Below are 21,815 nucleotides of genomic sequence, written 5' to 3'. Positions count from 1 at the left end.
TCGTTCCATCCTCTGCCTGCTTCAATATGAACGCTATCTGCTGTTCGCTGAACCTACTCTGCTTCATGCCAAAATCTCCTGGCTGACACCTGCCAAACCTAACCGAGATTTTTCACACAAAAATGGACCAATTTAACGGGAGCAGGTCAAACGTTAAGGTTGATAGTTGCTGGTCAACTCTCTTGACAGATGGCACCGGATACTACCCCCGCCATGGTCTGTCAAATCGCAACCAAATGTGACGCGGGAATGCCACGTGTGGAATGTCTTTGGCTCGGTGATGAAGATTGGGCTGTTAAGGCAGCGGACAAGGCGCCCGCCGAGTTGGTTCGTCACCTCCGTCCCGCGCGGCCTGCCGGTTACGCCTCAGCGTTCGCCCATGGACTGCGAAACGGTCTTCAGTATGGGCTTGGTCAGATAGCCCAGGACCGTGTTTTCGCCAGTCTTGATCTCAGCCATGACGGTCATGCCAGGCTGTATCATGATTTTCTCTCCCAACCGCTTCGGGCGCATCGGCTTGATATCGACAGTGAGGTTGATCCGATAATAGTTCGTGGTCTGGCCATCCTCACTCTGCTCAGATAACGTATCCGGGCTGACATAGGATACGATGCCTGCCCCTGCCCCATAAATGGCGCTGTCATAGGTGTCGAACTTCACCGACGCCGTCTGGCCCTGACGAATGAAGGCGATGTCACGCGGCGAGACCTGCGCCTCCACGATCAACCGCTCGCCTGTCGGCACGATCTGCATCACTTCATCGCTTGGCCGCAGCACTGCGCCAACCGTCGTGAAGCGGACATTCTTGACGATACCGGTGGTGGGTGACAATACTCGTGTTGCTGTAAGGGCTTCCTCCCGCTGGGCCAGTGTCTGCTCGGCACTGAACAGCTCCTCCTCAACTTTGGCAAACTCCGTCTGCAGGTCCTGCTGATACTTTGAACGCCGATTGACCATCTGGCCCACTATGTCGGCTATTCCGCGCTGCATGCGGATCACTTCGGCCCTCGCAACGTCACCGCTGGCAACCAGCGGCTGGTTGAGTTCCAGTTCCTCCTGCATAAGATTGCGGACGGACTTCAAGGCTTCAATTTCTGCGGAAATGGTTTGCCGTCGGCTCTGGTAGAGGGCTGTCTGGTTGGCTATGAAATCTGGATAGGCCTTCACCTCGGTCGGGAATTGCAGCGGCTGATTATAGAGTTCTGCCTTGATGCGCGCCATGATGCTCTTGAATGCAGCGACCTTGGCGCGACTTTCGTCGACAGCGGCCTGCACTTTCGCCCGGTCTATCAAGACGAGCAGCTGACCCTTCTGGACGACATCACCTTCGCGGACGAGAATTTCCTCGATGACGCCGCCGTCAACACTCTGGATTACCTGAACCTTGCCGATCGGTATCACCTTGCCGGTGGCGCGAGTGATCTGGTCAAGCTCGGCCCAGTTTGCCCAGGTCAAGAAACTCCCGACTGCGGTTGCCGAGATAAGGATTATAAATCCGCCGAGGCCAATGGACTTAAGGCGCTGCTTGAATGTCATGTTACTTCACTCCGCCCGAACCGAGGTCTTAATGACCTGGGGCGCGGGGCGTTTGGGTTTAAGACGGGTTATCACTTCGCCAGCAGGTCCGTCCATGACAATCTTGCCTTGCGCCAGCACGATTACGCGCTCTACCCCGGCCAGTAAATGCATGCGGTGCGTGACTAGCACAAGCGTGTCACTTGGACCAAGCTGACGCGCGACGGCGGACATGGCCATGCCTTCGGTGGCCTGATCAAAATTTGCTGTTGGTTCATCGAGCAGCCAGAGCCTTGGCTTGCTCAATACAAGGCGTGTCATCCCCACTAGACCGCGCTGCCCGCCTGAAAGGCCGCGACCACCTTCGGATATGCTAATGTCAAGCCCCTTAGGATGAGCCGCAATCATTGCGGCCAATCCCGTAACCTTGGCGACGTCCAGCAATTCCGTATCGGAAACATTGGGCAGGCCCATTGTTAGATTTTCGCGCAACGATCCGTGTACTAGACGGTAATCCTGCGGCAAATAGCCCACGTGGTCGCGCAGGATATCATCCGCAACCTGCGCCACATCCAGTCCCGCCAAACGGACCAAGCCTTGCTGGGGCGGGTAGAGACCAGCCATAAGCCTGAGGAGCGTGGATTTGCCGGAGCCTATACCGCCAATAATGGCTACACGTTCTCCGGCGCGGATTTCGAGGCGTTCGATGTCTAGCCCTTCCCGAGCGCCGGGATAGGCAAAATGAACATTTTCCAACAGCAGAGGCCCTACCAGCGTGGCGGGGCGCAACGCGCCCTTTTCGGTGGACGTGTCAACCGGCAAGGCAATGATCGCATCTAGTGCCTTGAGTGACGAGCGTGCATAGCCCCATTGAACGATTAGATTGGGCAGCATTGCGAGAAGCGGCCCATTGATGCGGCCGCCAATGATTGAGCAGGCGAGCAGACCACCGGCGGTCAAGCGTCCCTGCGACACTTCAACGGCGCCGACCGCCATGAGGCAGACATAGGCAATCTGCTGCAGTGTCGAGAACACCGTTGTGGTGATGGCCGAGGTTCGCTTTATCGGATCTTCATGATGGTGAATTTCATGCACCAGCCGGTTCCAGCGGGCAAGCATGAACCACCCACCACGCGTGGCCTTGATGGTTTCAACCGCGTCCAGCGATTCCACTAGCATTCCATTCTTTCGCATCGCGCTAACTTGGGCGCGTTCGGTGGCTATGCGCAAGGAGCGCCCGATCAGGAAGGCGATCGACAACGCAAGCGGGAGAGCGATGATGGGAACCAAGGCGACGACCCCGCCCAGCCAGAAGACCACAATGACGAAGAAGAGTGCAAAGGGCAGGTCAGCCATAACAAAAATGGATGCGGAGGACATAAGGCTACGCACCTGTTCAAGCCCACGCAATTGGGCTGCCATCGTGCCCACACCTGGCGGCCGCTCGTCTAGTCTGACCGACTGTGCTCGGGCAAAGAAATACTCGGACACCTCTGCGTCGATGTTGCCCGCCTCGCGCTCGATCAGCAGCGCCCGGGTGCTTCGAAGCGCCCAGTCAATCGCCAGTGCAATCAGCACGCCGACCGTTAGTACCCAAAGCGTGGAGAAGCTGCCGAGGGGGATAACTCGGTCAAACAGTTGCATTGAATAGAGCGAGGTCGCCAGCGTCAGGATGTTCGCGACGATTGTCGCCAGTGCGGCAGCCAACAGCACGCTTTTGCGGCGCTTTATGGCGCGACGAAATATGTCGATTGCATGTATCGGCTGATTGCCCTGCAATGGATCGGGGAATATCACATCGAAGAAAACGAGGGAGCTTGTCCATGGCAACTCGGTCACTTTGCCGCCATGCAGTTGCAACACATCTTCTCTTCGCCACTGCGTGGCAATCATCAGCCCCTGCTCGGGGGACCAGACAAGCAGCGGGAACTGGTCTGGTCGTGGACGATCAACTAGAGCCAATGGCTCGGGCCAACCCAGCGTCGCCGTCATCCGCTCAAGCGACTGGAGGTCCGTCGGATCAAGGGGTTCCAGTTCGGCGCTCCAGTTCGGTGCGAGTGCCGCTCCCTTCAACCGGGCAAAACGCTCAACCGTCGTGAAGACGGGTTCATTTGTTAACATTGCGGGGATCCATGTCGTAAAGAGGTGCGCGTGGCTGCCAGGCGCATGTGCGCAAGGCGATGCGGGCGCTGGTCAACTGCGCGGTGACCTCGAGGTCGATAACCGCCAACTGGGAACTCGTTGCTTCCTGCAGGGCATTCATCACATCCAGCCAAGTGCGCTTGCCTGCAATGAACTGGCGACGGTAAGAGCCAGCGACGTCAGACGCACTGTCAGCCGCAGTTCCGGCACTCACAAGGCGCTCACGCGCAGCTGCATTGTTGACAAAATCAAGCCGAAGTGCCTCGCGCAGCTCGCGCTGCGCAGCGGCGACGCCTTCCTCCGCAGCAAGCGATCGTTCCCTTGCACCCTGTGCCGCAGCAGCCTGTGACAGCCCGTTACCGGACTGTGCACGAAGCACAACACCGAAACGCTCTCCAAGTATCTCGTTGCTCGACCCCTGTGCAAGAAGCTGCGGCAGTAGCGCCGCCTTTGCCGCCCTCTGGTCGGCATCGGCTACAATGACCAACGCACCTAAGCGTGCTGACTTGGGATCACAGGCGAGCGCCAGGTCGACGGCCCCATCTAGGTCGGGATGATGTAGCGCAGGGTCATAACGCTCGACATAGCCAAGGTCAAAGCTGGGATTGCCAGTCAGTTCGTAAAGTGTGTTGAGGCCACTGCGCCGCTGGGCAAGGGCCAGAGCCAGCTGCTGTTCTGTCTGCGCCGCGCGCGCGCCCGCCAGGGAAAGATCGGACTGTGGGCTGATCTGCTGCTCGACACGTCGCGAAATCGTCCCCAAAAACTCTCTGTTCTGCGCCAAGGCGCGCCCCAGCACCTCGATACGCAAAGCTGCCTGGGCCACGTCAAAATAAGCCTGGATGGCGCGCAGCGTTAGGTCGCGAGCCGCTTCATCCAGCGCCCGCTCCTGAACCTGCAACTGGGCCTTGGCACGACCAATGGCAGCAAGAATGCGCCCACCTGACCAGATCGGCTGTTCAATCGCCAAATTGAGGACAGTACCATTCTGGTCGGCATTGACGCTCCCCCGAGAGGTGGCGAGCGCTTCCACGCTCACGCTTGGAAATCGCAGCCATTTCGAACCCTTTACATCATAACCAGACGCACGCACTTGGGATAGTGCAACCTTAATCTGGGGATGCTGCGCAGTGGCGATAACGGCAATTTCGTGAAGGGCGGCAGGTATTGTCGGCGGCGCGCCCGGCGCCTGACTGTTGGCGGCAATCGCTTGCGCCTTGAAGGGGTTCGGAGGGCCGTATTGTGCCTGCTCCTCTGTGAGGGCATAAGCTGGTTTCGTAACACAAAATCCAGCTGCGAGGATAACAATTGCCACGGCAATTCGCTTAGACTGCCTGCGCACCCGATAATCCCCACCACGCACATAACCGCGATGAAAGATGGCGCCGCGCGCGACATTTTTTAAACTACCAAGCTTCATTACTTATCATCCATCTGGCAAATGCAACTTGTGGGGGCCATAGCGTGCCAATGTGACGCCAGAGATTGGAACTCGCGGTTCTATATATCCGGTGCCCGTTTTTGTAAATAGCGGTAAAGCAGAGGGCCTTGCTTTTCCTGACCCAACTCTAGTTAGAGACTTCATGCTGGCCAAGGTCTCGTTGGTGAAGACTAGGCGATCAGGATCGGCGTAGAGCTGACACTCGTACCCACCAGCGTTGGCTCAGTATGTTCGGCCGATCTTGCTCTATTCAACGCAGCTGCCTGACCGAGTTCCCCCCCTCGGTAGCTTCTCTAGGCGTCTGCCCCGCCCGCTCCCCCGACTAGCGGATGCGACTTTCCGATAGGGCCTTGGCTGAAATTGGCCCACGACAGCAGGGCAGCGTAGATCAGGGGCAAGGCGCCTGCCTTTCGAAGCGCCTCGAACTTCTTGGCGGGCAGTGCGTTGAGGGCACGTTCGTTTAGCACGCGAATGCCCGTAATTTCCCTGTCCCGCCGCCCTTCGGCGCGGATGCGGATCGGCTGCTCTAATAACAGGCCTGCTGTATCAATCGCCTGCACCAACGCCTCTGTGCGGAGGCTTGCGGCACGTAAACGCCTTAGCAGGGCCACTGCCGTGGCTGCCGGACCCGCCAATTGGCCTTCATCATCAAATATTGCCTCACCCTCGCCTTCTTGCACGAGGCGCGACGCCTCATCGATTGAGACAACAATACGTGGCTCTGCAGCCTCGCCTTCTGGCGACGCGGGAACCCTGACGGCGGCAAAGGGGTAGACGCGCATATACGCCGGCACATAAACAGCACGCCAATCGCCCTCAGGACCCACATAGGCATTGCTGCCCGCTTCGACACCCATCAGCGCCACCGGCATATTCCCCTGTGTTGGGAACACGATGGGGTATTCCCGTGCGATGTCGGCAATTTCACTGATAACTACTGGCATCGAGAGCGTTGCCTTAGCGAAGCCATAATTTGTCAGGGGGACGACGCCTAGTTTGGCGTGCCTAGCCGCATCCAGCGCAACGAGCCGTTGGTACATTTTAAACTCCAGATAAAAAAACGGGGGGGCGCATGCCCCCCCGTGTCAAAATGTGTTCGGGGGTGCCGTCACCACCACCCCCGCACTGTCATCAGCCGAAGACGAAGCTGTCGGCTACCAGTTCGACTGCATTGTCGAACTCACCGGCACCCACCAAGCGGATCTCACCGAATTCAACATCTTCTTCTCCGATGTACGTGATAACCACATCCTTGAAGTAACCGTCACCGTCGTCAATCTCAATTTCGAAGTCGTTGAGGTCAGCCACACCATTGCCGGCGGCGGCGCCGTTCCAGTCAAACTGGCTGAAGTCCAGACGATCTGTCGGACGGTCGTTGTTCGGATTTACTGCGCCCCACTCGCCTGGGTTGAAGCCGCCGATAACGATCTCACCAACCGTGTCACCGGTGAATGTGAAGGCTTCCTTGGCCTCCTGGCCAAAGTTGTCTTCCGCCGGATCTTCCTCAACGATGCTGCTTGAGCCGTCGAAAACCTCCGTACTGCCAAACAACGCCGAGTACTCCGAGATGGCATCGAACTCGGCCCCATCCGGCGTGCCGGTGATGGTAAAGCCGTCGTCCTCGCCCAACGCAATAGTCAGACCAGTGTCGTCGAAGAACGCGTCGGTGCCAGCATTGCCAGTACCAGTGGTAATCAAATTATTACCGCCTGCGCCAACAGTGAAGGTGTAGGTCTCGTTGTTGTAGTCAATAGTCAGCGTATCGCCTGCAGTCCAATTGTTGGTGCCAGCCAAATCGATCGTCTGCACCATGGCAGTCGGCTCGAAGTCGCCGCCCGTACCAAGCGAGTACCAGCCATCTTCATCGTCAGTAAACGGCGAGCCCCAGTCGTTGGCGGGGAAAGTATCTTCAACGCCCGTGAACCATGACGAGTGCGCGGCGTTGTAGATCATGTCACCCGCACCGATGATGACGCGAACGTTGTCGGTGCCGAAGTCAGCGTCCCAGGTTTCGACATAAGTGCCGTCGTCCTGCCCTGCCTGATCTGAGACACTTTGTCCGAGCGGATTATAATCAATCGCCTCGGCGTCAAATTCACCGTCAAGGCCGCTCAGGTCGAGCGAGAAGGCGGTGGTACCGGCAGTGTCCGTGCCAATGTCGCCGGTCAGATACACCTCGGCATTGGTGCCGAAGATGGTCAGGGCCGACAAGTCAACGGCATCGCTCACCACGGCGTGGACCGTGCCAACTGCCGCACCGCCCGACGAGGCCGAGAGCGTGATCGTCTGCGTTTTAGGCGCCTCCGAATTGTCGGCATTGCCATCCATGTCGTCCACGCGGAAGTACAGATCGGAGTTGACAGTCACATCCAAGCCGACGTTGATGACGATATCACCAGCAGTCAGATTGCCGTCTTCACCGAAGAGTGTGACATATCCGTCGCCATCGGCGTTGACCGTCAGGTCACCCATGTCGATGCTGCTGTCTTCGCCGAAGTCATTGACGGCCCCGATTAAGACATCGACATCGCTTTCGGTGCCAGAGCCACTTGCCGTCAACTCGACATCGCCAAGGACAACGTCCGTATCCTCACCAGCAACCACCGCGAAGCCATTAGGCTCCTCGCCATACGCACCGATATAGGCCGCTGCGATCGTTATAGTGCCACGCTCGCCAGCAGTCACGGCATCCATGCCGATGGTGACACTGGTGTCGCTGTTGCCCAACACGAAGAACTCGGCGCCCTCGTCGGCTTGCACATCCACGCTGCCAAGGGTTACTTCAGTGTCATCCTCACCCTCAAAGTGGGCAAAGTTATCGACCACTTCGATTAGGGCATCGTTTTCGCTGTCAATTGTGACAGTGCCCATCTCGATGACAGAAGATCGGTTGCCGTTCACGGTCACATCCGCGACATACGTGCCTGCCTCGGTGGAGGTCAGATCGACATCACCCAGCAGGGCATCCGTGTAGAAGTTGTCGTTAACGAAAAGCCCCGTGTTGTTGCCCGAAAGGGTCACGCCGCCGGCTTCGAGGTCGATATTATCATTACCTTCGATATCCACCTGAGCGTTGTCGGTAGTTCCGACGTCGTCAAGGCCGGCACTCAATGAGATGTCACCGAACTCAATCGTGGTGAGGACCCGATCAGCCTCGTCAACGAACTCCTGCAGGCCATTGTCAGAGATGGCGAGGTTTGCATCCTGGTCAGCCGACATAGTAACGTTACCGACGGTCATATCATGCGCGTCAGCCCCGCTAACACCAGTCAGGATGTTGTTGTAGACGAAGAACTGGGCGTCGCCTTCCGAAGTCATTTCGACTAAGCCCACTTCAACCGAGCCGTGACCCAAATCACCACGGTTGTTGGCGATAACGAGATCAGTGGCAGCATCCTCGCCCGAACCGGTCAGAGACACGTCGCCCAATTCGATGATGGCATTAGTGTTGCCGCCTTCCAATGGGCCACTGACACCGAAGAAACCGCCATATCCGCTGAAGTGCAGACCAACGCTAAGCCCAGCCAGGCCCTGAGCGTCAATCGTGACGTCACCCAGAGTGACTTCCGTCTGCGCGGCATCCCGTTCTTCACCGATACCAATGTCGGTATTGCTGACGATTTCGATACCGGCATCTTCACCAGCCGTCAGCGACACATTGCCAACGGTGATTTGAGCCAGGTCATTGTCGCCGATCCCAAAGTAGGTCAGGCCATCGGACACCGAGGTGATGTCACCAATGGTGACCGAGGCATAGTCTGGCTCCTCACGGTTCGGGTTTGCCAGGGTGTTGTCATAGATCCGGCCGTCATTGTCGTCGATAATCAGCTCAACATAGCTCTCCGCCCGCAAATCCATCTCGCCGATCTCGACGGTCACGGAATTGTTATCGAGGATGCTCAGCTCATTATAGCCGTGTGCGAACATGTCCACGTCGCCAACCGTCACCGACAACTCACCGAAGTAGGTGTTGTCATCGTTGCCGATGATATCGAGTTCGATTCGCCGACCGGCATCCATCACCATGTCACCCAGCGTCACCGCATAATCCAAGATGAATTCATCCGAGAGAGGATCGGGTCCAAGTGGCTGGTGGTTGTTCTCGTTGCGGTTCAGTTCAACGTCGATGTCGCCGTCTCCGCCGCACGTCTCCAGCGTGATGACCGAGCCATCCGCCAGGCTGACGCTGGTGGCATCGTTACCACTGACGTCCAGGTCGATATCGTCATTCGCAAACATGGAGATCGGGCCGTCGATGGTGACAGACGAACCGTCGTTGCCTCCAAAGTCATCATCGGCACTCGCTTCACCAATTTGCAGATCGGCGTCTCGTGATCCCCCGGTGACGTCCATGGTCAACGGGCCCATCTCGAGAACAGTGCCGGTGTTATCGATAAACTCCACAGCGCTTGAGCTGTTTGCATCATCCGTGGTCACCGAAACGCTGCCCAAGGTAATGCTGCTGTCCTCATTGCCTTCAATAAACACATCCGCATCAAGACCGCCAAGCAGAACCACATCTCCAAACGTCGCGGTCAGTTCGGCGTTGTCGTTGATTTCAAGATCAGCGTCTTCGCCAGTGACGGTCAAATCTCCAAGGAACACACTAGTATCAGTGTTTTCGTTGATTTCAAAATCCGCATCGTCGGTGGCGCTGCTCAGCAACACATCGCCAACAATGAAATCGCCACCGTCGTTGCCGTCGATATGCACCTCGTTATCGTCATCAGCATGTGCTGTGATGGAGGCCAGGCGGGCGTTGCCGATCTCGATATGGATTTGATCGTCGGATTGCACCAGCAAATCGCCAGTGATGTCTACACCCGCCGCGTTCTGAATGGTCAGCGCGCCGAACACCTCGAAATCATCGGTCGAGCTGATGGTGAAATCGTTGTCAGCGCCAATGATTGTAAGGCCGCCTACAAGATTGAAGTCTTGAACCTTCAGCTCTTTAACATCATCAACGCCGCCCGGCATGACGAGTTCCTTGTCGCCCGCGTCGTCCAAATCGTTCAACAGTTCGAACACAGCGAGGCCGCCAGAATAGTCAATCGACCCGAAGTCTAGGCTCACACCATCACCCACCGTCACACCACTGCCGAAGCCTAGGCTGAGCGTGTTGACGCCAGAGCCCAAGTCGATGGAGCTGCCGTCCGTGAGGGCCGACTGCGCCAGCGTGATCAGGTGATCATCGCCAGTGCCGGTGGTGACGGTAATGTCATCGCCCTCCAGCTGGTCCTCGCCGCCAAAGAAGAACCCGCCGCCGTCACGTGTGGCGTACTGATCAATGGTGATGTTGGCCTTGGAGGTCGACGTCACCGTGTGCGCCAGAACATTTTCCAGCACGATATCGGAGCCGGTGGTGTTCACGCCACTCTCGTCACTTACCGTAATGCTGTCGCGGAAGTTGCCGAAAGTCACGTCGCTCGAGCCGACGACGAACTCGTCCACGCCGACCGAGCCGGGCTCACCGGAGTAAAAGGTTAGCGCTTCGATGTCGAGCTCGTCGAAACCGCTCAACTCCTCGGAAGTTGAAGGTTCAAACGTCAACCCATTATCTGTCGAGATCTCGAACGTGCTGTCTTCGCCACCGATACCAAAGAACCCGCTGTCTGTGCCTGCATCTGTGATCCGGATAATGGTGCCGTCAAGGAAGGTAAGATCCAAAGCTTCCGGAACGAAGCCAACATCCTCTTCCTGAACCAGCCCCAAGAAAATCTGGATGATCGGACTGACCTCACCGCGACCAATCCCGCCGGTGTCAATGGTGTGATCATGGCTGTCCCCAAGGGTCAACTCCAGGTCGTTGAAGCCCGCATCTTCCCCGCCCAAGATGGCCAGATCGAAGTCACCCTCTCCGTCGACGGTCAGATCCATTGTCGTGTCGGTAGCGTCATCCGCCAGCGTGGCTGCGATGACGACGTCGGCATCGCCGTCGTCGGTGTCGCTCGCCGCCTGCACGAGTACAGACGTAGTCTGATCACCATCGCGCTCTTCTTCCACAAGGTCGATCACGCGCGTCACCGTCAGCGTGGCATCATCCTCGCTGGTCAGCACGCCCCAGTCACCGTCAAGGCCAATCTCGGCGGCCTTAAAGGACGCGACGATGGCATCGGCTTCCAGGCGCTCGCAATCCTCCGCGGTGACCGTGTAGGTTGCCTCATCATCACCAACGGTGATGGTGATCACGTCGCCGACACGCAGGTCGCCCATTTTGTCAGCGATGTTGAAGGTGTTTTGATCTTCTTCAGTCAGGCTGTCGATTATTGACGCCCCAAAGCGCGTGTGCTCAACTTCTAGATCGAAGCTAACGCCAGGCTGGCCGATCAGGGTGATCCGCGGAACCTCTGGGCCGCTTGTGGGAACTCCGGCGTCAACCGAAACCGACAGGCCGGCAGCCGTGGCGGCAGCCGTAATGGCCGTAGCAAGGCTGGCGGCGATCTTGTTCGCATCCGCCAGGCCGGTTGCTGCATTCAGATCAGCCGCCGTAACGACATAATTGACGGTGACGTCATTGATGGTCACGCTGAGCGTATCACCCACCACGTGATCGTCATTGTCGGTGTCGACAAAGATGCGCGACACCTGGCTGTTGCCCGTGGCGCTGGTCTCGTGGCCGCTCACCGTTATGGCCTCGCCGCCATTCAGTTCATCCAATTCGAAGGTGGTCGGGCCATCTTCACCGAACACGGTGTATTCGCCATTCAGGCCCTCGTCATCAACGGCCTCAATGCGCTCAACCTGACTGATCAGGTTTACGGTGTTGGTGCCCTCAATCAGTTCAAAATCGGCATTAATGGTGATGTCATCATCACCGTCGCTGTTGACTGCCACCAAATCGAGTGTCTCGACGCTGGTGATTTCCGCGTCGGAAAGCTGCACCACCTCAACGTCGCCCACGCTGCTGCCGAGGACAAAATCCTCCAGCGGCTCGTCGCTCTCGATGGTGACCACACCATCTACGGCCGTGGCCGTGAACAGCGCATCAAATGCGTCATCGTCATTGAGCTGGTCGGCAATGCTTTCAGCCACCTTCTCGGCCAAGCCCTCGGGGCCCTGGGTGAAGTCGCCTTGAACAACCGTGTAGTCAACCTCGAACGTTTCATCTCCGCGCGCGAAGGTAACCGTGATAACTTGGCCCAACTCGAACAATACTTCGCTGTAATCCACGGTGACGAGTTGGTTGATGTCACGGCCGATCAGGCGGGCGCTAGTCTCGGCGGTGAACACCATCTTGTCGGTGCCAATGCCGCCCTGCACGAAGCCGCCGGAGTAGATATAGCCGAAAGCGTCGTCAAGATTGCCGCCGTCGGACCGGATGTTCACGACGTCATTGCCCGACCCCATGTCGATGACGGACTTCTCGGCGTCATCGGGGAACCAGTATCCGACGCCAACATCTTCATTGCCATTACCAAGGTTCAGCGTATCCGCACCGCCGCCCATGTTGACGGTGGAGGTGAATATGCCACTGTCGGCCGTCAGCGTATCGCTGCCGGTGCCAAGAGTGATGCTGGAATAGCGGGTATTACCCTCGATGTCGATGGTGTTGCCGCCATTGCCAAGCTGGATGCTAGCGCCGTCCGTGACATCGCCACCGATGGTGACGCTGTTGCTCGCGCCATTTCCGAACACCACTGCATCACCGATCAGCGATCCACCGATGTTCAGTTCGTTGGCATCACCACCGCCGAAAGTGATGGTGCCAGGCACTGATGCATCGACATCGTCGCCAACGTTGAGCACATTGCCATCGCCATCGCCAAACGTGACGTCGCTGTCGTCCATAATGCCGAGGATATCGACGCGGTTGGTCCCGTCACCCAGCGTGATGCTGCTGCCGTAAACGCCGTCATGATCTTCACCGACAACAATTTCGCCGTCCGCATCCAGCTCGCCGCCGATGACGATGCGGTTGTCGCCGTCACCGACGACAACAGTGGCGTCATAGAGGTCATCACTGACGGTGAGAACGTTGTCGCCCTCACCCAGGTTGGTGCTGCTTCCTTCGTCAAGATCGTCGCCAACCGTCATCTCATCATTGCCTGCACCGGCAATGACCGAGCCAAAATGATCATCGTCGATGGTGATTTTGTTGTCACCGCCGCCCACGTTGATCACGCTGCCGCTGGCCGTCTGAAAACCAACGGTGACCAAATCATCGCCAGTGCCGGTGACGATCTCGCCAGCGTGGCCCTCCCCAATAGCCACGTCGTTGTCGCCATTGCCGGCATTGATCAAACTGTCCGATGAAGTGTCGGAGGCATCAATCGTGTCATTGCCTGTGCCGGCAACCACTTGGCCGTCCACAATGCCCTCGACTGTTACAGTGTTGTTACCATTCCCGACGTTGATGATGCCCGTGGCTTCCACGTCACCGCCGACTGTCACTTCGTCACTGCCGCCCAGTGCGGTGATCGAACCGGCAAGGTTGCTGTTCAGCTCCATGCTGTTGTCGCCCGCGCCCAGATTGTAGCTGGAGCCTTCGCCGCCACGATTATTGATGACGAGGGTGTCGTCACCCACGCCAAGCGCGACGGTTTCGAGATCGCCGCTGGTGAGGTCCATGTCGCCAGCAAACGCGGTCGACACGAACGACGCGCCGCCGTCTTCGCCCGAGAACACGTCAGCGTCCATGGTGAACGTCTGGCCTGCGCGGCCCTGCGTGACCACAATCGACGTGACGTCGTCTGCGTTCAAATTGATGTTGCTGGCATATTGAGCGTCAAGGCGATCGGCAACCGCGAACGAGACGGTCTCCATGCCGTCATCGATATTGACGTCGGAACCGCCAAGGCCGTTCACATTGTCGATGGTGAACGCCAGCGCATTGGACGCGCCGTCGAGCACGCCGGCCGCATAATTAAATGTGTAGGACGAGCTGAACGCCGCCGTGCTGCGATCCACGATCGAGACCGGCGCGATCACCTGCTGGTCACGCAGGACGAGGTCGCTCTTGTTGCTATTGATGTTGATCTGCTGCAGCGAGCTATCCCACTGCGTCAGGTAAAGCTCACTGGCCAGGCCATCGCTCGACGCCGCGTTCAGGCGCAGGTTCAGCACCTGCATATTGGTCACCGTGGTGCCGTCGGCAATGCCGGACGGATCCATGAACAAGTCCAGCGTGTTCACACCGCCGCCACCGTCAACCTGGTCGCCCGACGCAAAGGTCGTGGCACTGCCAGTCGCGAAGAAGGTCGAACCCACGCGGCCGACATATTCATTGTCGTCGGAAGAGCCGGCCCTCTCGCCAATCAGCAGATCGGTGTCTGCTGTGAAGGCGACAGTCGGATCCTTCGACGTGTCGGCAACGGCCACGCTGGTCGAACCGCCGGTGCTTACAGTCATGACAAGAGTTTCAAGAGCCTCAGTCTTCGCATCCGCCGCCAGCGAAATGTCGACAAATGCCCCACGGTCCTGGCCGAGAACAAAGGAGCCAGTCAGGCTGCCCGACGCCAGATCTTCCGCCGCAATGCCTGAAATCACATAAGTGACGGTGTCGCCTGGCTTGGCATCCACACTGCCCCTTAGCGTAAACCGGACGGTGTCACCCTCATTGGCGTTCGGCTTATCCGAAGTCAGGGTATAGACTGGGTTAATTGACGTGTCGGCAACGGCCACGCTGACCGAGCTAGTGCTGCCCAGTTCGAAGCGCAAGGTTTCCGAACCCTCAGTCCGCGCGTCTGCCTTGAGCGAGACATCCACGAAGCCTCGGCCGCTGGCGTCAAGCACCACCGAGCCGGTGAGGCTGCCGGAGGCAAGATCCTCGGCCGAAATGCCGGAAATTTGATAGCTTACCGTGTCACCCGACTTCGTGCCAAGGCCACTGACAGTGAAGCGGATCGTGTCGCCCTCGTTGGCAGACGTCTTGTCTGCGGCCACAGTGAAGACTGGCGTGACTACAACGTCCTTGCTCTTGCTGCCGCCGCCACCGGCAAGCGCACCAGCGCCGCCAGCGATGGCAAGGCCGCCCAAGATTAGGGGCAGCGAGCTGCTGCCGCCCGACGAGGCCGCCGGCGCCGCAGAGCCCCCGCCTGCAGATGCGTCCTGACCGCCCACGCTAGCAGTACCCGCGCCAACTCCAGCGTCCGACATCACAGAACTGTCTGCCATCGCCAGCTTGACGGAGCCGTCAGACTTCGCAGCCGACTGCTCATCGTTTGATAACTTGCCCTCGAAACCAACGCCCTGGCCCTCGTCGCGATCTGCCTCAGCCTTGATCTTGGCTGATTTCTTGGCATAAGACTTTGCAGATTTTGCGTTCGTAAGCTGTGACTTTGCAGACACGGCTACCGCCTCTGCAGACGCCAGAGGATTAGTTTCGGCGCTTGCAACACCAGCTTCGGGCAGTTTCTTGGACATAACTTTCTCCATTGTAAAACACTGTAGACCGGCCGGCGAGGCCAATTTCGGGGATTTTATTATGCCCCCATCGAGGACGTCATTAGAGTTGTGTTTTATTCTTTGCAAGCATCTTTTTTGTTTGCATATTTTTTATGCAACCCCAGTCAACAACGTTGCGGCGCTGCCACACCGGCTACGTCGGGGCAGGTTATTGAGTGCGTGAGCGATTACGCGGAGCGGGTCGGCGTGCGGCAAGGCCGAGGCGAACGCGACCGGGATGTGGGTGGAGCCTTCCATGGCCTGAGAGGCTGCCCGCCGTCGGCACATTTGGCACCCTGCCAGCCAATGCGCAGGTGCGAGCATCTCATTGCTGCAACCTACCAGCCCGCGTGGCGATGCCTAGAATGCAAGCGCCTCTGTAAACAATCCTGATGACTTTGCCTGCGTTGATGGTGGCACCTCTAGGCCCGGCTGTACTTCAAATTACGCGCGCCTGTGGAAGATAGTGGACGCATTCTCTTCACTGTCGCGCCCCTCATTATCGCACGCACGCGGGGCTGCCTGACCACTTTGGCGCAGTTTTGGTGCGGTAAAATGGCTTCCCTGCCACCTGAAACGCAGGCAGGCAATTTGGCATGCAGAGTGGCCGCGGCCATCAAAGCCTCCCTGCCGGCGGTTGAACCTCAAATGAGTTTCTCTCAAAATGGACCTAATATCCTGAGGTGTTGGCTGCCACTTGCGTGGGTCTCGGGGTGGCTGCCTGTTTTGCTGGCGGGGCGGGTTGGTCGCTGCGGGAAGGTTTTCTATTTTATTTGGATGACACTTGACTGCGTTGGCGGTAATACCCGGGCGTATCCGCTTGCCGCCAGACAAGATTTTTCCAATGCCTCGGCTTAGCTTGCCTATCCTGGCGATATCAGGCCCCGCAAACATAGGCTTAGGGCGCGCATTGTGAGGCGGCTTGTTTTCGCGGCTGCGTGTCGGTGGATATGGCATTACGGTAAATCAGGGATACATTATTTGCTCCGGCCGCAGGCTACCCTGCCCCCTGCCTCAACGGGCCATGTAGATTTTAAGAATGCCCTTGAACCACAGCCAGAGAACAACTAGAGCCGACGTCAGTTAATTTAATGTGGGTGAGGGAAGATGAAAAGCATTTTTAAGATTTTGTTAGCTCTGTGGGCGGCGCTATCAATCAGCTTTTCTGCATTCGCCAGTGACGGTAAAAAGGGCAGTTATGTCGAGGTGAAGTCTCCGCCTTCGACTGCGCAGGTAGTGACGGTCGGGTTCTATCCTGTCTCGGTTTACCAGTTGGATATGTCCAGCAACACCTATTACGTTGACACTTACGTGTGGTTTAGATGGAAGGGCGACATCGATCCTACCGAGACGCTTGAATTCACGAATATGGTTGAGGAGTGGGGTAAGCAGCAGGAGCCGTTACTCGAAGAGCCAAAGCTGCTTGCCGACGGATCCCAGTATCAAATAGTGCGAGTAGAGGGACGCTTCGTGCAACCCTTCTCGCTGGTTGATTTTCCGCTGGATCGCCAAAAATTAAGTATCATGGTTGAAGACACCACAAACGGCGTCGAAGTCGTTTCATACCAAATTGATAAAAAAAATTCCGGCATTGGGGATAGCCTCGATATACCGGGCTGGATCTTAAATGGGTGGACTGCAAAGACGTACGCCCACGACTATGGCTCGCAATTTGGCGAGGAGGGCACGCCCGCGGTTTACTCCGCCTTGGCGTTCAATCTTGAAATCTCTCGACCCATCAGTTTTTTCTATTGGGCGCTGTTGATGCCGCTGTTCATTGTACTGATTGCCGCCCTGGCCGCGTTAAATATTAAGCCGAATGAGCTTGACGTGCGCACAGGGTTGCCGGCGGGCGCCCTGCTGACAGCCATTTTCTTACAGAAGAGCTACGCCGATGACCTGCCCGAACTAGGTTACTTGATACTCATGGATCAAATCTACCTCGTGGCCTATGCACTGATTGTCTTCACGCTCGTCCGGTCTATTTATGCCTACAAGGCCGTGAGCCAGATCGAAGATGAGAATGCCCCACGCTTCAAGGCTATTCACAAGACTGACAAGTTCCTGTTTGTAGCCCAACTGGTGGTGTTTGCCGCTGCGGTGGCTGCAGTTGTGTCATTCGGCGGGCAAAACTGATTAGGGCGTTAGGCCAGGTGGCCACTCGCCTTTTACTGGAGTGGGGGTCACGTCGGCCTGCGCGCGTCGAGCTTTCGGGTTGCCAGAAGCCTGCAGGCTGACTGGCGCGTCCTAGGGGGTTTTCCTTGCGGCTATGGGCAGTGCCGGCGATGCCGGCGGCGGCGGCAGGCTCGGTGGCGAGGGCCTCTCGGGCCCAGGCTGCGCTAGCCGCGGACAGCATTGCCAGCCCAAATATTGCCTCGGCTGCCAACTGAACCTGCGCCCACGCAACTTTTAAGTCCAGGCTTAGTGGCGCCGATTATCCGGCGGTCGTCAGCGCGAGGAATGCCGTGCGACGATGGGGAGTAGGCCTCGACCTTGCGCACCTGCGCCCCGGTCAGCCAAGTCACTCGGGGCGATGCCCGCATCGCCATTGGAGCCGGAGGGGTGCAGGGCACAGTCATCCTCACGCCACTTACGCCGGCACTTTATAGTTGCTGAGCCTAATTTGTATTTATTTGTAGGGGGCGCACGCTAAGTAAAAAATGTTGCGCCCCTTAGTTTACGTCCCCTTCCCCCGCGGCACAGTTGCGCGATATGACTGAGCATGTTAGTCCCCTTGAATAGATTACCCTAACCTTAGGTGCAGTAGTGTTTGCCATCCGAACCTTCACGCTTGTGTCCGATTTTGACGAAGACCGCCTTCGAATGGACGCGCGAAATACAGAGGAAGTGACGCAGGCGATTATGCTCACGCGTCGCCTACTGGACCGGGCCATCCCCAAGATGGCAGACGAGGCTTATAAACTGGCGGCGGGTCCAATCCCAGCCAATTTGGCGCTGCCCATCGCGCAACAACGCCTGCGCCAAGAGCGGCGGGCAAATCCCATCCCGCCGGTTTGCGTCTCTGATGGCGTCCAGCCTTGGCTGTGTGTCGCAATGCAGTTCAAGTTGCAGGGCAACGCCATGTTTTGGATGCTGAAGGGGCATGGCGGCCAGGAGGCGCGCATGTTTTTGTCAAATTCGAACCTGCGGGCGACGCTTGATGTGTTTGCCATGCAGTACAGGGCAATGAAGTGGGCCCGGTCCGCCTTTCCAGAGTGGCTCACTGAAGCTGATTTAGACCCCGCTCCGGCGGGCCGGGCGCTGCACTAGGCTTGGAGCCACCTGCGTCGCTCAGCGGCCACTAAACATTTAAGATCGCCCGCGCGCGTTATCGGCAGTTTGCGCCTGCCGCCTTTTCGAGAGGTACAACGCGCGGTCTCCTGCTTCTACAAGACTGTCCATTTCCAAGGAAAAGCCCGTCGTCGTAACAACACCGATAGGGCACCCAATAATGACTTCGCCCCTCGGCATTACAAATGGCAGGGAGACTGCTTTGATAACGCGCCCGCTGAGTGCCTGCACCTGCGCTAAACGGCTTTTACACCAGATCGTCCATTGCCACTCCAAGTGCATCAGCTAGCTTTCGGATTGTTTCAACCGAACCAGATTTCCGGCCAGCTTCGATATCAGCAATCTGAACACGATTTACACCTGACGTTTCGAACAATGCCATCTGCGTAAGACCACGAAATTCTCGCCACACACGAACAGGGCTTTCACCGACAATCAGGCGCTTGGCATATTCGGCAGGGATGAGTTCATCATCGCCACGCGTAATCGCTGCCATGGCACGGTCATAGGCGCTGAGGTCAGCCAAATCTTCAGCTGCCAGCTTTAGCGCCTTGTACTCATCAAGGGGGATCGTGATCATTTTACCCATTGCCATCTCCATCATTCGTACACGCTGCCACGAGGACCAATTTCAAGAACGGCAAGGACAACCCCGTCGTCGTTCATGATAACTCGCCAATCGCCAACTCTAAGACGGATGCCTTCCCGACCCTTCAATGCCGTAACATTGTTGGCCTGTGTTTCAGGCTCCTGTGCATATTGTTCAATCTTGGCTATGATCCGCTGAGCAGTATCGGCTGGCATTCTGCGAAGTGCCTTCAGTGCCTGTCTGGTATAGCTGATTGCCCTCATTTGCCTGAAGTAGCTCAAAGCTACATTGTAGTCAATGGCTACATTTCTGTTTGGTGGTGCTGAATTTCTGTTTGGTGGTGCTGAAGGTGTATTAGCTCAAGCACCGATCCGCTATCCTTTCGGCAGGAAATGCTCTGCGTCCTTAGATTTTCTCCAGATTTGACTAGGCCATGGACCCATAATGTCGCGGGCGTAGTCTGATGCATTATGGGTCCATGGCCTAATTGGAGTTGACGGATTTGGCCGCGAGGCTAATTATTAGAATAAAGTTAACTAGGAGAGCGGCAGTGTTTGATCTGAGGCGGTTTGGTGCAATTCTTATTCCATTCGCGATGATGAGTGCCTGCGCTGGCGGCGCAGCCCTTCAGCCAGACCGATCGATCTTTAGCTTGGATAGTAACTATCAGCGATTTACGTACTTTATGCCGATCGAAGAAACCTTTGATCGGACGGTGGCCGTGTTTAAAGAGGCTGGTTACAAACTGGATGTCATAGATCGGGCGACTGGTCAGATTAGTGGCCGCAGAGGAGCAACTGGCGACAAAGGGGCATCATCTGACAAGGATCTGAAGTTCTATGCGCTAGTTTTGCCTAAAGGTGCAGATAGTGAGCTAGGCGTTAAGGTAGTTCAAATTATAAAGAGTGGACCACTTGGTTCATCGAATGCGGAGTTGATTTTGAATGATCAGCAGATGTATCAGTATACTTTTCGGCGTATCGAAAATTTTAATATCCAACAGACATATAGCCCTCCGGTAGGTTGAATAATTCCTACCGTTGCTGTCAGCCTCTGTAGGGCCCATAACGATTAAAATAATCTGTATATTTAGTATCTTATAATGAACTTTTAGTGCTGCTAGTCGCCCTGCGAATATCCTTCACGACACGCTCGGCAGAGGCCTTCAGTTGGCCAGAGTGTTTTGGTCTCATCTTCGTTCCTTCGTCACTACGATGAGACCAAAACACTCCTTAAATCACAACATCAAATCTGTGCCATTGGTGCTGACGGGGAACACCCGCGCACAGGTCTCATAACTCGCAACTACTGAAGTCGACTACTATACTTGCTGGCAAAAAACGTTGACACTTTGTGGATAACTTGTAACAACCGCCATTCGTAAACAAAGTGGAAAAGCTCGTCATTTCGGGGCACTCAAGCGCGAGGCGGCTATATGTCGAATGATTGGTCTGGCGTTCCCACCCCCTCTGTTGTTGTTGGCGAGCTGCTAAAAAAGGCCTCCCCAACTCCACACATTATTGTATTTGCCAATGAGAAAGGCGGCGTGGGCAAGACGACCCTTGCCCTTCATTCCTGTACCGCACTTTGCCACTCAGGCGCTAAGGTTTTAGTAATAGACCTTGATAATCGCCAACGGTCGCTCACGACTTCATTGGAGATGAGAGAGGCAACGGCTCGTATTTTAAAAGTTGGTTTGCCGACCCCAAAGTTTGCAGCACTTGACAAGCAAAGTGGTAATTTGCTTGTCCAAGAGATCCAGCGCTTAGGAAACGGTGTTAACTTTGTAGTTATCGACCTCCCAGGAGCTGACGCCGCTACCGCCCGATTTGCACTTGCCATGGCCGACACAATTGTAACTCCTGTAGGATCGTCCGTTTATGACTTGAACGTACTTGCGCGCTTTAATCCAGCGACGCGTGAATTCTCAGCTGCGGGCCACTTTGCCGCTCTGATTGCAGAATTGAGGAACGCAAAGGCGCAGGCAGGTCTTCGGAGCCCTGATTGGATCATCCTGAAAAATAGGTCCCGTGGGGGTGAGCGCCGCCTCGGGGAATTAGTAAGTGTCTCGTTAGACGAAGTGGCCTCGGCCATAGGTTGCCGTATTGGCACTGGCTTGCCTGAGAGCATAAGCTTTCGCGATCTCAACGGCTACGGCCTTACGTATCTCGATCTTGGCTTGATACCCAGCATCGGCAGGCGCAATTATAAAATTGAAAAAACCATTCGCGACGTCGTCAGGCAGTACAATCTTCCAGATTTTGAGCGTCAAATTCCAAAAAATAGTGGGGAGGAACGGACTAAGCAAAATCAACGTGAGAGAGCCGCAGTGCCCCAGAAATCAACGAGAGCTTATCATGAAGCGCTTTCATCCCATCGATCGCCAAGAATTTTGGAAAATAAATAAAACGTCTTTGACAAATTTACCATGACGGGAACGTCGAGTGGATATGAGGT

At 56.5% G+C, this 21,815-nt stretch carries 12 protein-coding genes; 5 read left to right on the top strand and 7 right to left on the bottom strand.

Going from position 1 to position 21,815, the window contains the following annotated elements:
• Positions 1 to 366: 366 nt before the first annotated feature.
• The 5 genes from Q0N43_RS01700 to Q0N43_RS01680 all read right to left on the bottom strand — a co-directional run bounded on the left by Q0N43_RS01700 (position 367) and on the right by Q0N43_RS01680 (position 15,457).
• On the bottom strand, positions 367 to 1,536 hold the full coding sequence (locus Q0N43_RS01700; RefSeq protein WP_295441554.1) for an HlyD family efflux transporter periplasmic adaptor subunit: 1,170 nt from the start codon (positions 1,534 to 1,536) through the stop codon (positions 367 to 369).
• 6 nt (positions 1,537 to 1,542) lie between these two features.
• Entirely contained in the window at positions 1,543 to 3,636 is a 2,094-nt protein-coding gene (locus Q0N43_RS01695) for an ATP-binding cassette domain-containing protein (protein ID WP_295441551.1), read from the bottom strand.
• Positions 3,623 to 4,969 carry a TolC family protein gene (locus Q0N43_RS01690; RefSeq protein WP_295441549.1) on the bottom strand — a complete coding sequence of 449 codons (1,347 nt, stop codon included), beginning with the start codon at positions 4,967 to 4,969 and terminating at the stop codon, positions 3,623 to 3,625. Before Q0N43_RS01690 ends, Q0N43_RS01695 begins: the two co-directional genes overlap by 14 nt.
• 419 nt (positions 4,970 to 5,388) lie before the next feature.
• Positions 5,389 to 6,135 carry a SapC family protein gene (locus Q0N43_RS01685; protein ID WP_295441546.1) on the bottom strand — a complete coding sequence of 249 codons (747 nt, stop codon included), beginning with the start codon at positions 6,133 to 6,135 and terminating at the stop codon, positions 5,389 to 5,391.
• Positions 6,136 to 6,226: 91 nt separating this feature from the next.
• A complete protein-coding gene (locus Q0N43_RS01680) occupies positions 6,227 to 15,457 on the bottom strand; it encodes a hypothetical protein (protein WP_295441543.1) in 9,231 nt (3,076 codons plus the stop codon).
• A 1,128-nt stretch (positions 15,458 to 16,585) separates the two neighbouring features.
• Between Q0N43_RS01680 and Q0N43_RS01675 the strand changes: the two genes are divergently transcribed.
• A complete protein-coding gene (locus tag Q0N43_RS01675; protein WP_295441540.1) occupies positions 16,586 to 17,614 on the top strand; it encodes a hypothetical protein in 1,029 nt (342 codons plus the stop codon).
• A gap of 630 nt (positions 17,615 to 18,244) precedes the next feature.
• Entirely contained in the window at positions 18,245 to 18,748 is a 504-nt protein-coding gene (locus Q0N43_RS01670) for a hypothetical protein (protein WP_295441537.1), read from the top strand.
• Between the two features lie 268 nt (positions 18,749 to 19,016).
• On the opposite strand, the gene Q0N43_RS01665 is transcribed toward Q0N43_RS01670, so the two are convergent.
• Positions 19,017 to 19,358: a helix-turn-helix transcriptional regulator gene (locus Q0N43_RS01665; protein ID WP_295441534.1), complete on the bottom strand. Its 342-nt coding sequence runs from the start codon at positions 19,356 to 19,358 to the stop codon at positions 19,017 to 19,019.
• Between the two features lie 11 nt (positions 19,359 to 19,369).
• A complete protein-coding gene (locus Q0N43_RS01660) occupies positions 19,370 to 19,621 on the bottom strand; it encodes a type II toxin-antitoxin system RelE/ParE family toxin (RefSeq protein ID WP_295441531.1) in 252 nt (83 codons plus the stop codon).
• A 34-nt stretch (positions 19,622 to 19,655) separates the two neighbouring features.
• Between Q0N43_RS01660 and Q0N43_RS01655 the strand changes: the two genes are divergently transcribed.
• From Q0N43_RS01655 to Q0N43_RS01645, 3 genes are all read left to right on the top strand, one after another.
• A complete protein-coding gene (locus tag Q0N43_RS01655; protein WP_295441528.1) occupies positions 19,656 to 19,784 on the top strand; it encodes a hypothetical protein in 129 nt (42 codons plus the stop codon).
• A 124-nt stretch (positions 19,785 to 19,908) separates the two neighbouring features.
• Positions 19,909 to 20,385 carry a hypothetical protein gene (locus Q0N43_RS01650; RefSeq protein WP_295441526.1) on the top strand — a complete coding sequence of 159 codons (477 nt, stop codon included), beginning with the start codon at positions 19,909 to 19,911 and terminating at the stop codon, positions 20,383 to 20,385.
• 408 nt (positions 20,386 to 20,793) lie between these two features.
• Positions 20,794 to 21,765 (top strand): division plane positioning ATPase MipZ, encoded by a 972-nt coding sequence (locus tag Q0N43_RS01645; protein ID WP_295441523.1) that lies wholly within the window; start codon positions 20,794 to 20,796, stop codon positions 21,763 to 21,765.
• Positions 21,766 to 21,815: the final 50 nt, after the last annotated feature.

Source organism: Sphingorhabdus sp. EL138 (assembly GCF_945882965.1).
Taxonomy (GTDB): domain Bacteria; phylum Pseudomonadota; class Alphaproteobacteria; order Sphingomonadales; family Sphingomonadaceae; genus Sphingorhabdus_B.
Note: the sequence above shows the minus strand (reverse complement) of the source record. Positions and strands in the feature narration are given on the sequence as shown.

What these genes read in the sequence shown, in the direction of transcription:
- Q0N43_RS01700 (WP_295441554.1), bottom strand. Translation starts at nt 1,536, where the DNA reads ATGACATTCAAGCAGCGCCTTAAGTCCATTGGCCTCGGCGGATTTATA.
- Q0N43_RS01695 (WP_295441551.1), bottom strand. Translation starts at nt 3,636, where the DNA reads ATGTTAACAAATGAACCCGTCTTCACGACGGTTGAGCGTTTTGCCCGG.
- Q0N43_RS01685 (WP_295441546.1), bottom strand. Translation starts at nt 6,135, where the DNA reads ATGTACCAACGGCTCGTTGCGCTGGATGCGGCTAGGCACGCCAAACTA.
- Q0N43_RS01680 (WP_295441543.1), bottom strand. Translation starts at nt 15,457, where the DNA reads ATGTCCAAGAAACTGCCCGAAGCTGGTGTTGCAAGCGCCGAAACTAAT.
- Q0N43_RS01675 (WP_295441540.1), top strand. Translation starts at nt 16,586, where the DNA reads ATGAAAAGCATTTTTAAGATTTTGTTAGCTCTGTGGGCGGCGCTATCA.
- Q0N43_RS01665 (WP_295441534.1), bottom strand. Translation starts at nt 19,358, where the DNA reads ATGGGTAAAATGATCACGATCCCCCTTGATGAGTACAAGGCGCTAAAG.
- Q0N43_RS01660 (WP_295441531.1), bottom strand. Translation starts at nt 19,621, where the DNA reads ATGAGGGCAATCAGCTATACCAGACAGGCACTGAAGGCACTTCGCAGA.
- Q0N43_RS01655 (WP_295441528.1), top strand. Translation starts at nt 19,656, where the DNA reads ATGGCTACATTTCTGTTTGGTGGTGCTGAATTTCTGTTTGGTGGTGCT.
- Q0N43_RS01645 (WP_295441523.1), top strand. Translation starts at nt 20,794, where the DNA reads ATGTCGAATGATTGGTCTGGCGTTCCCACCCCCTCTGTTGTTGTTGGC.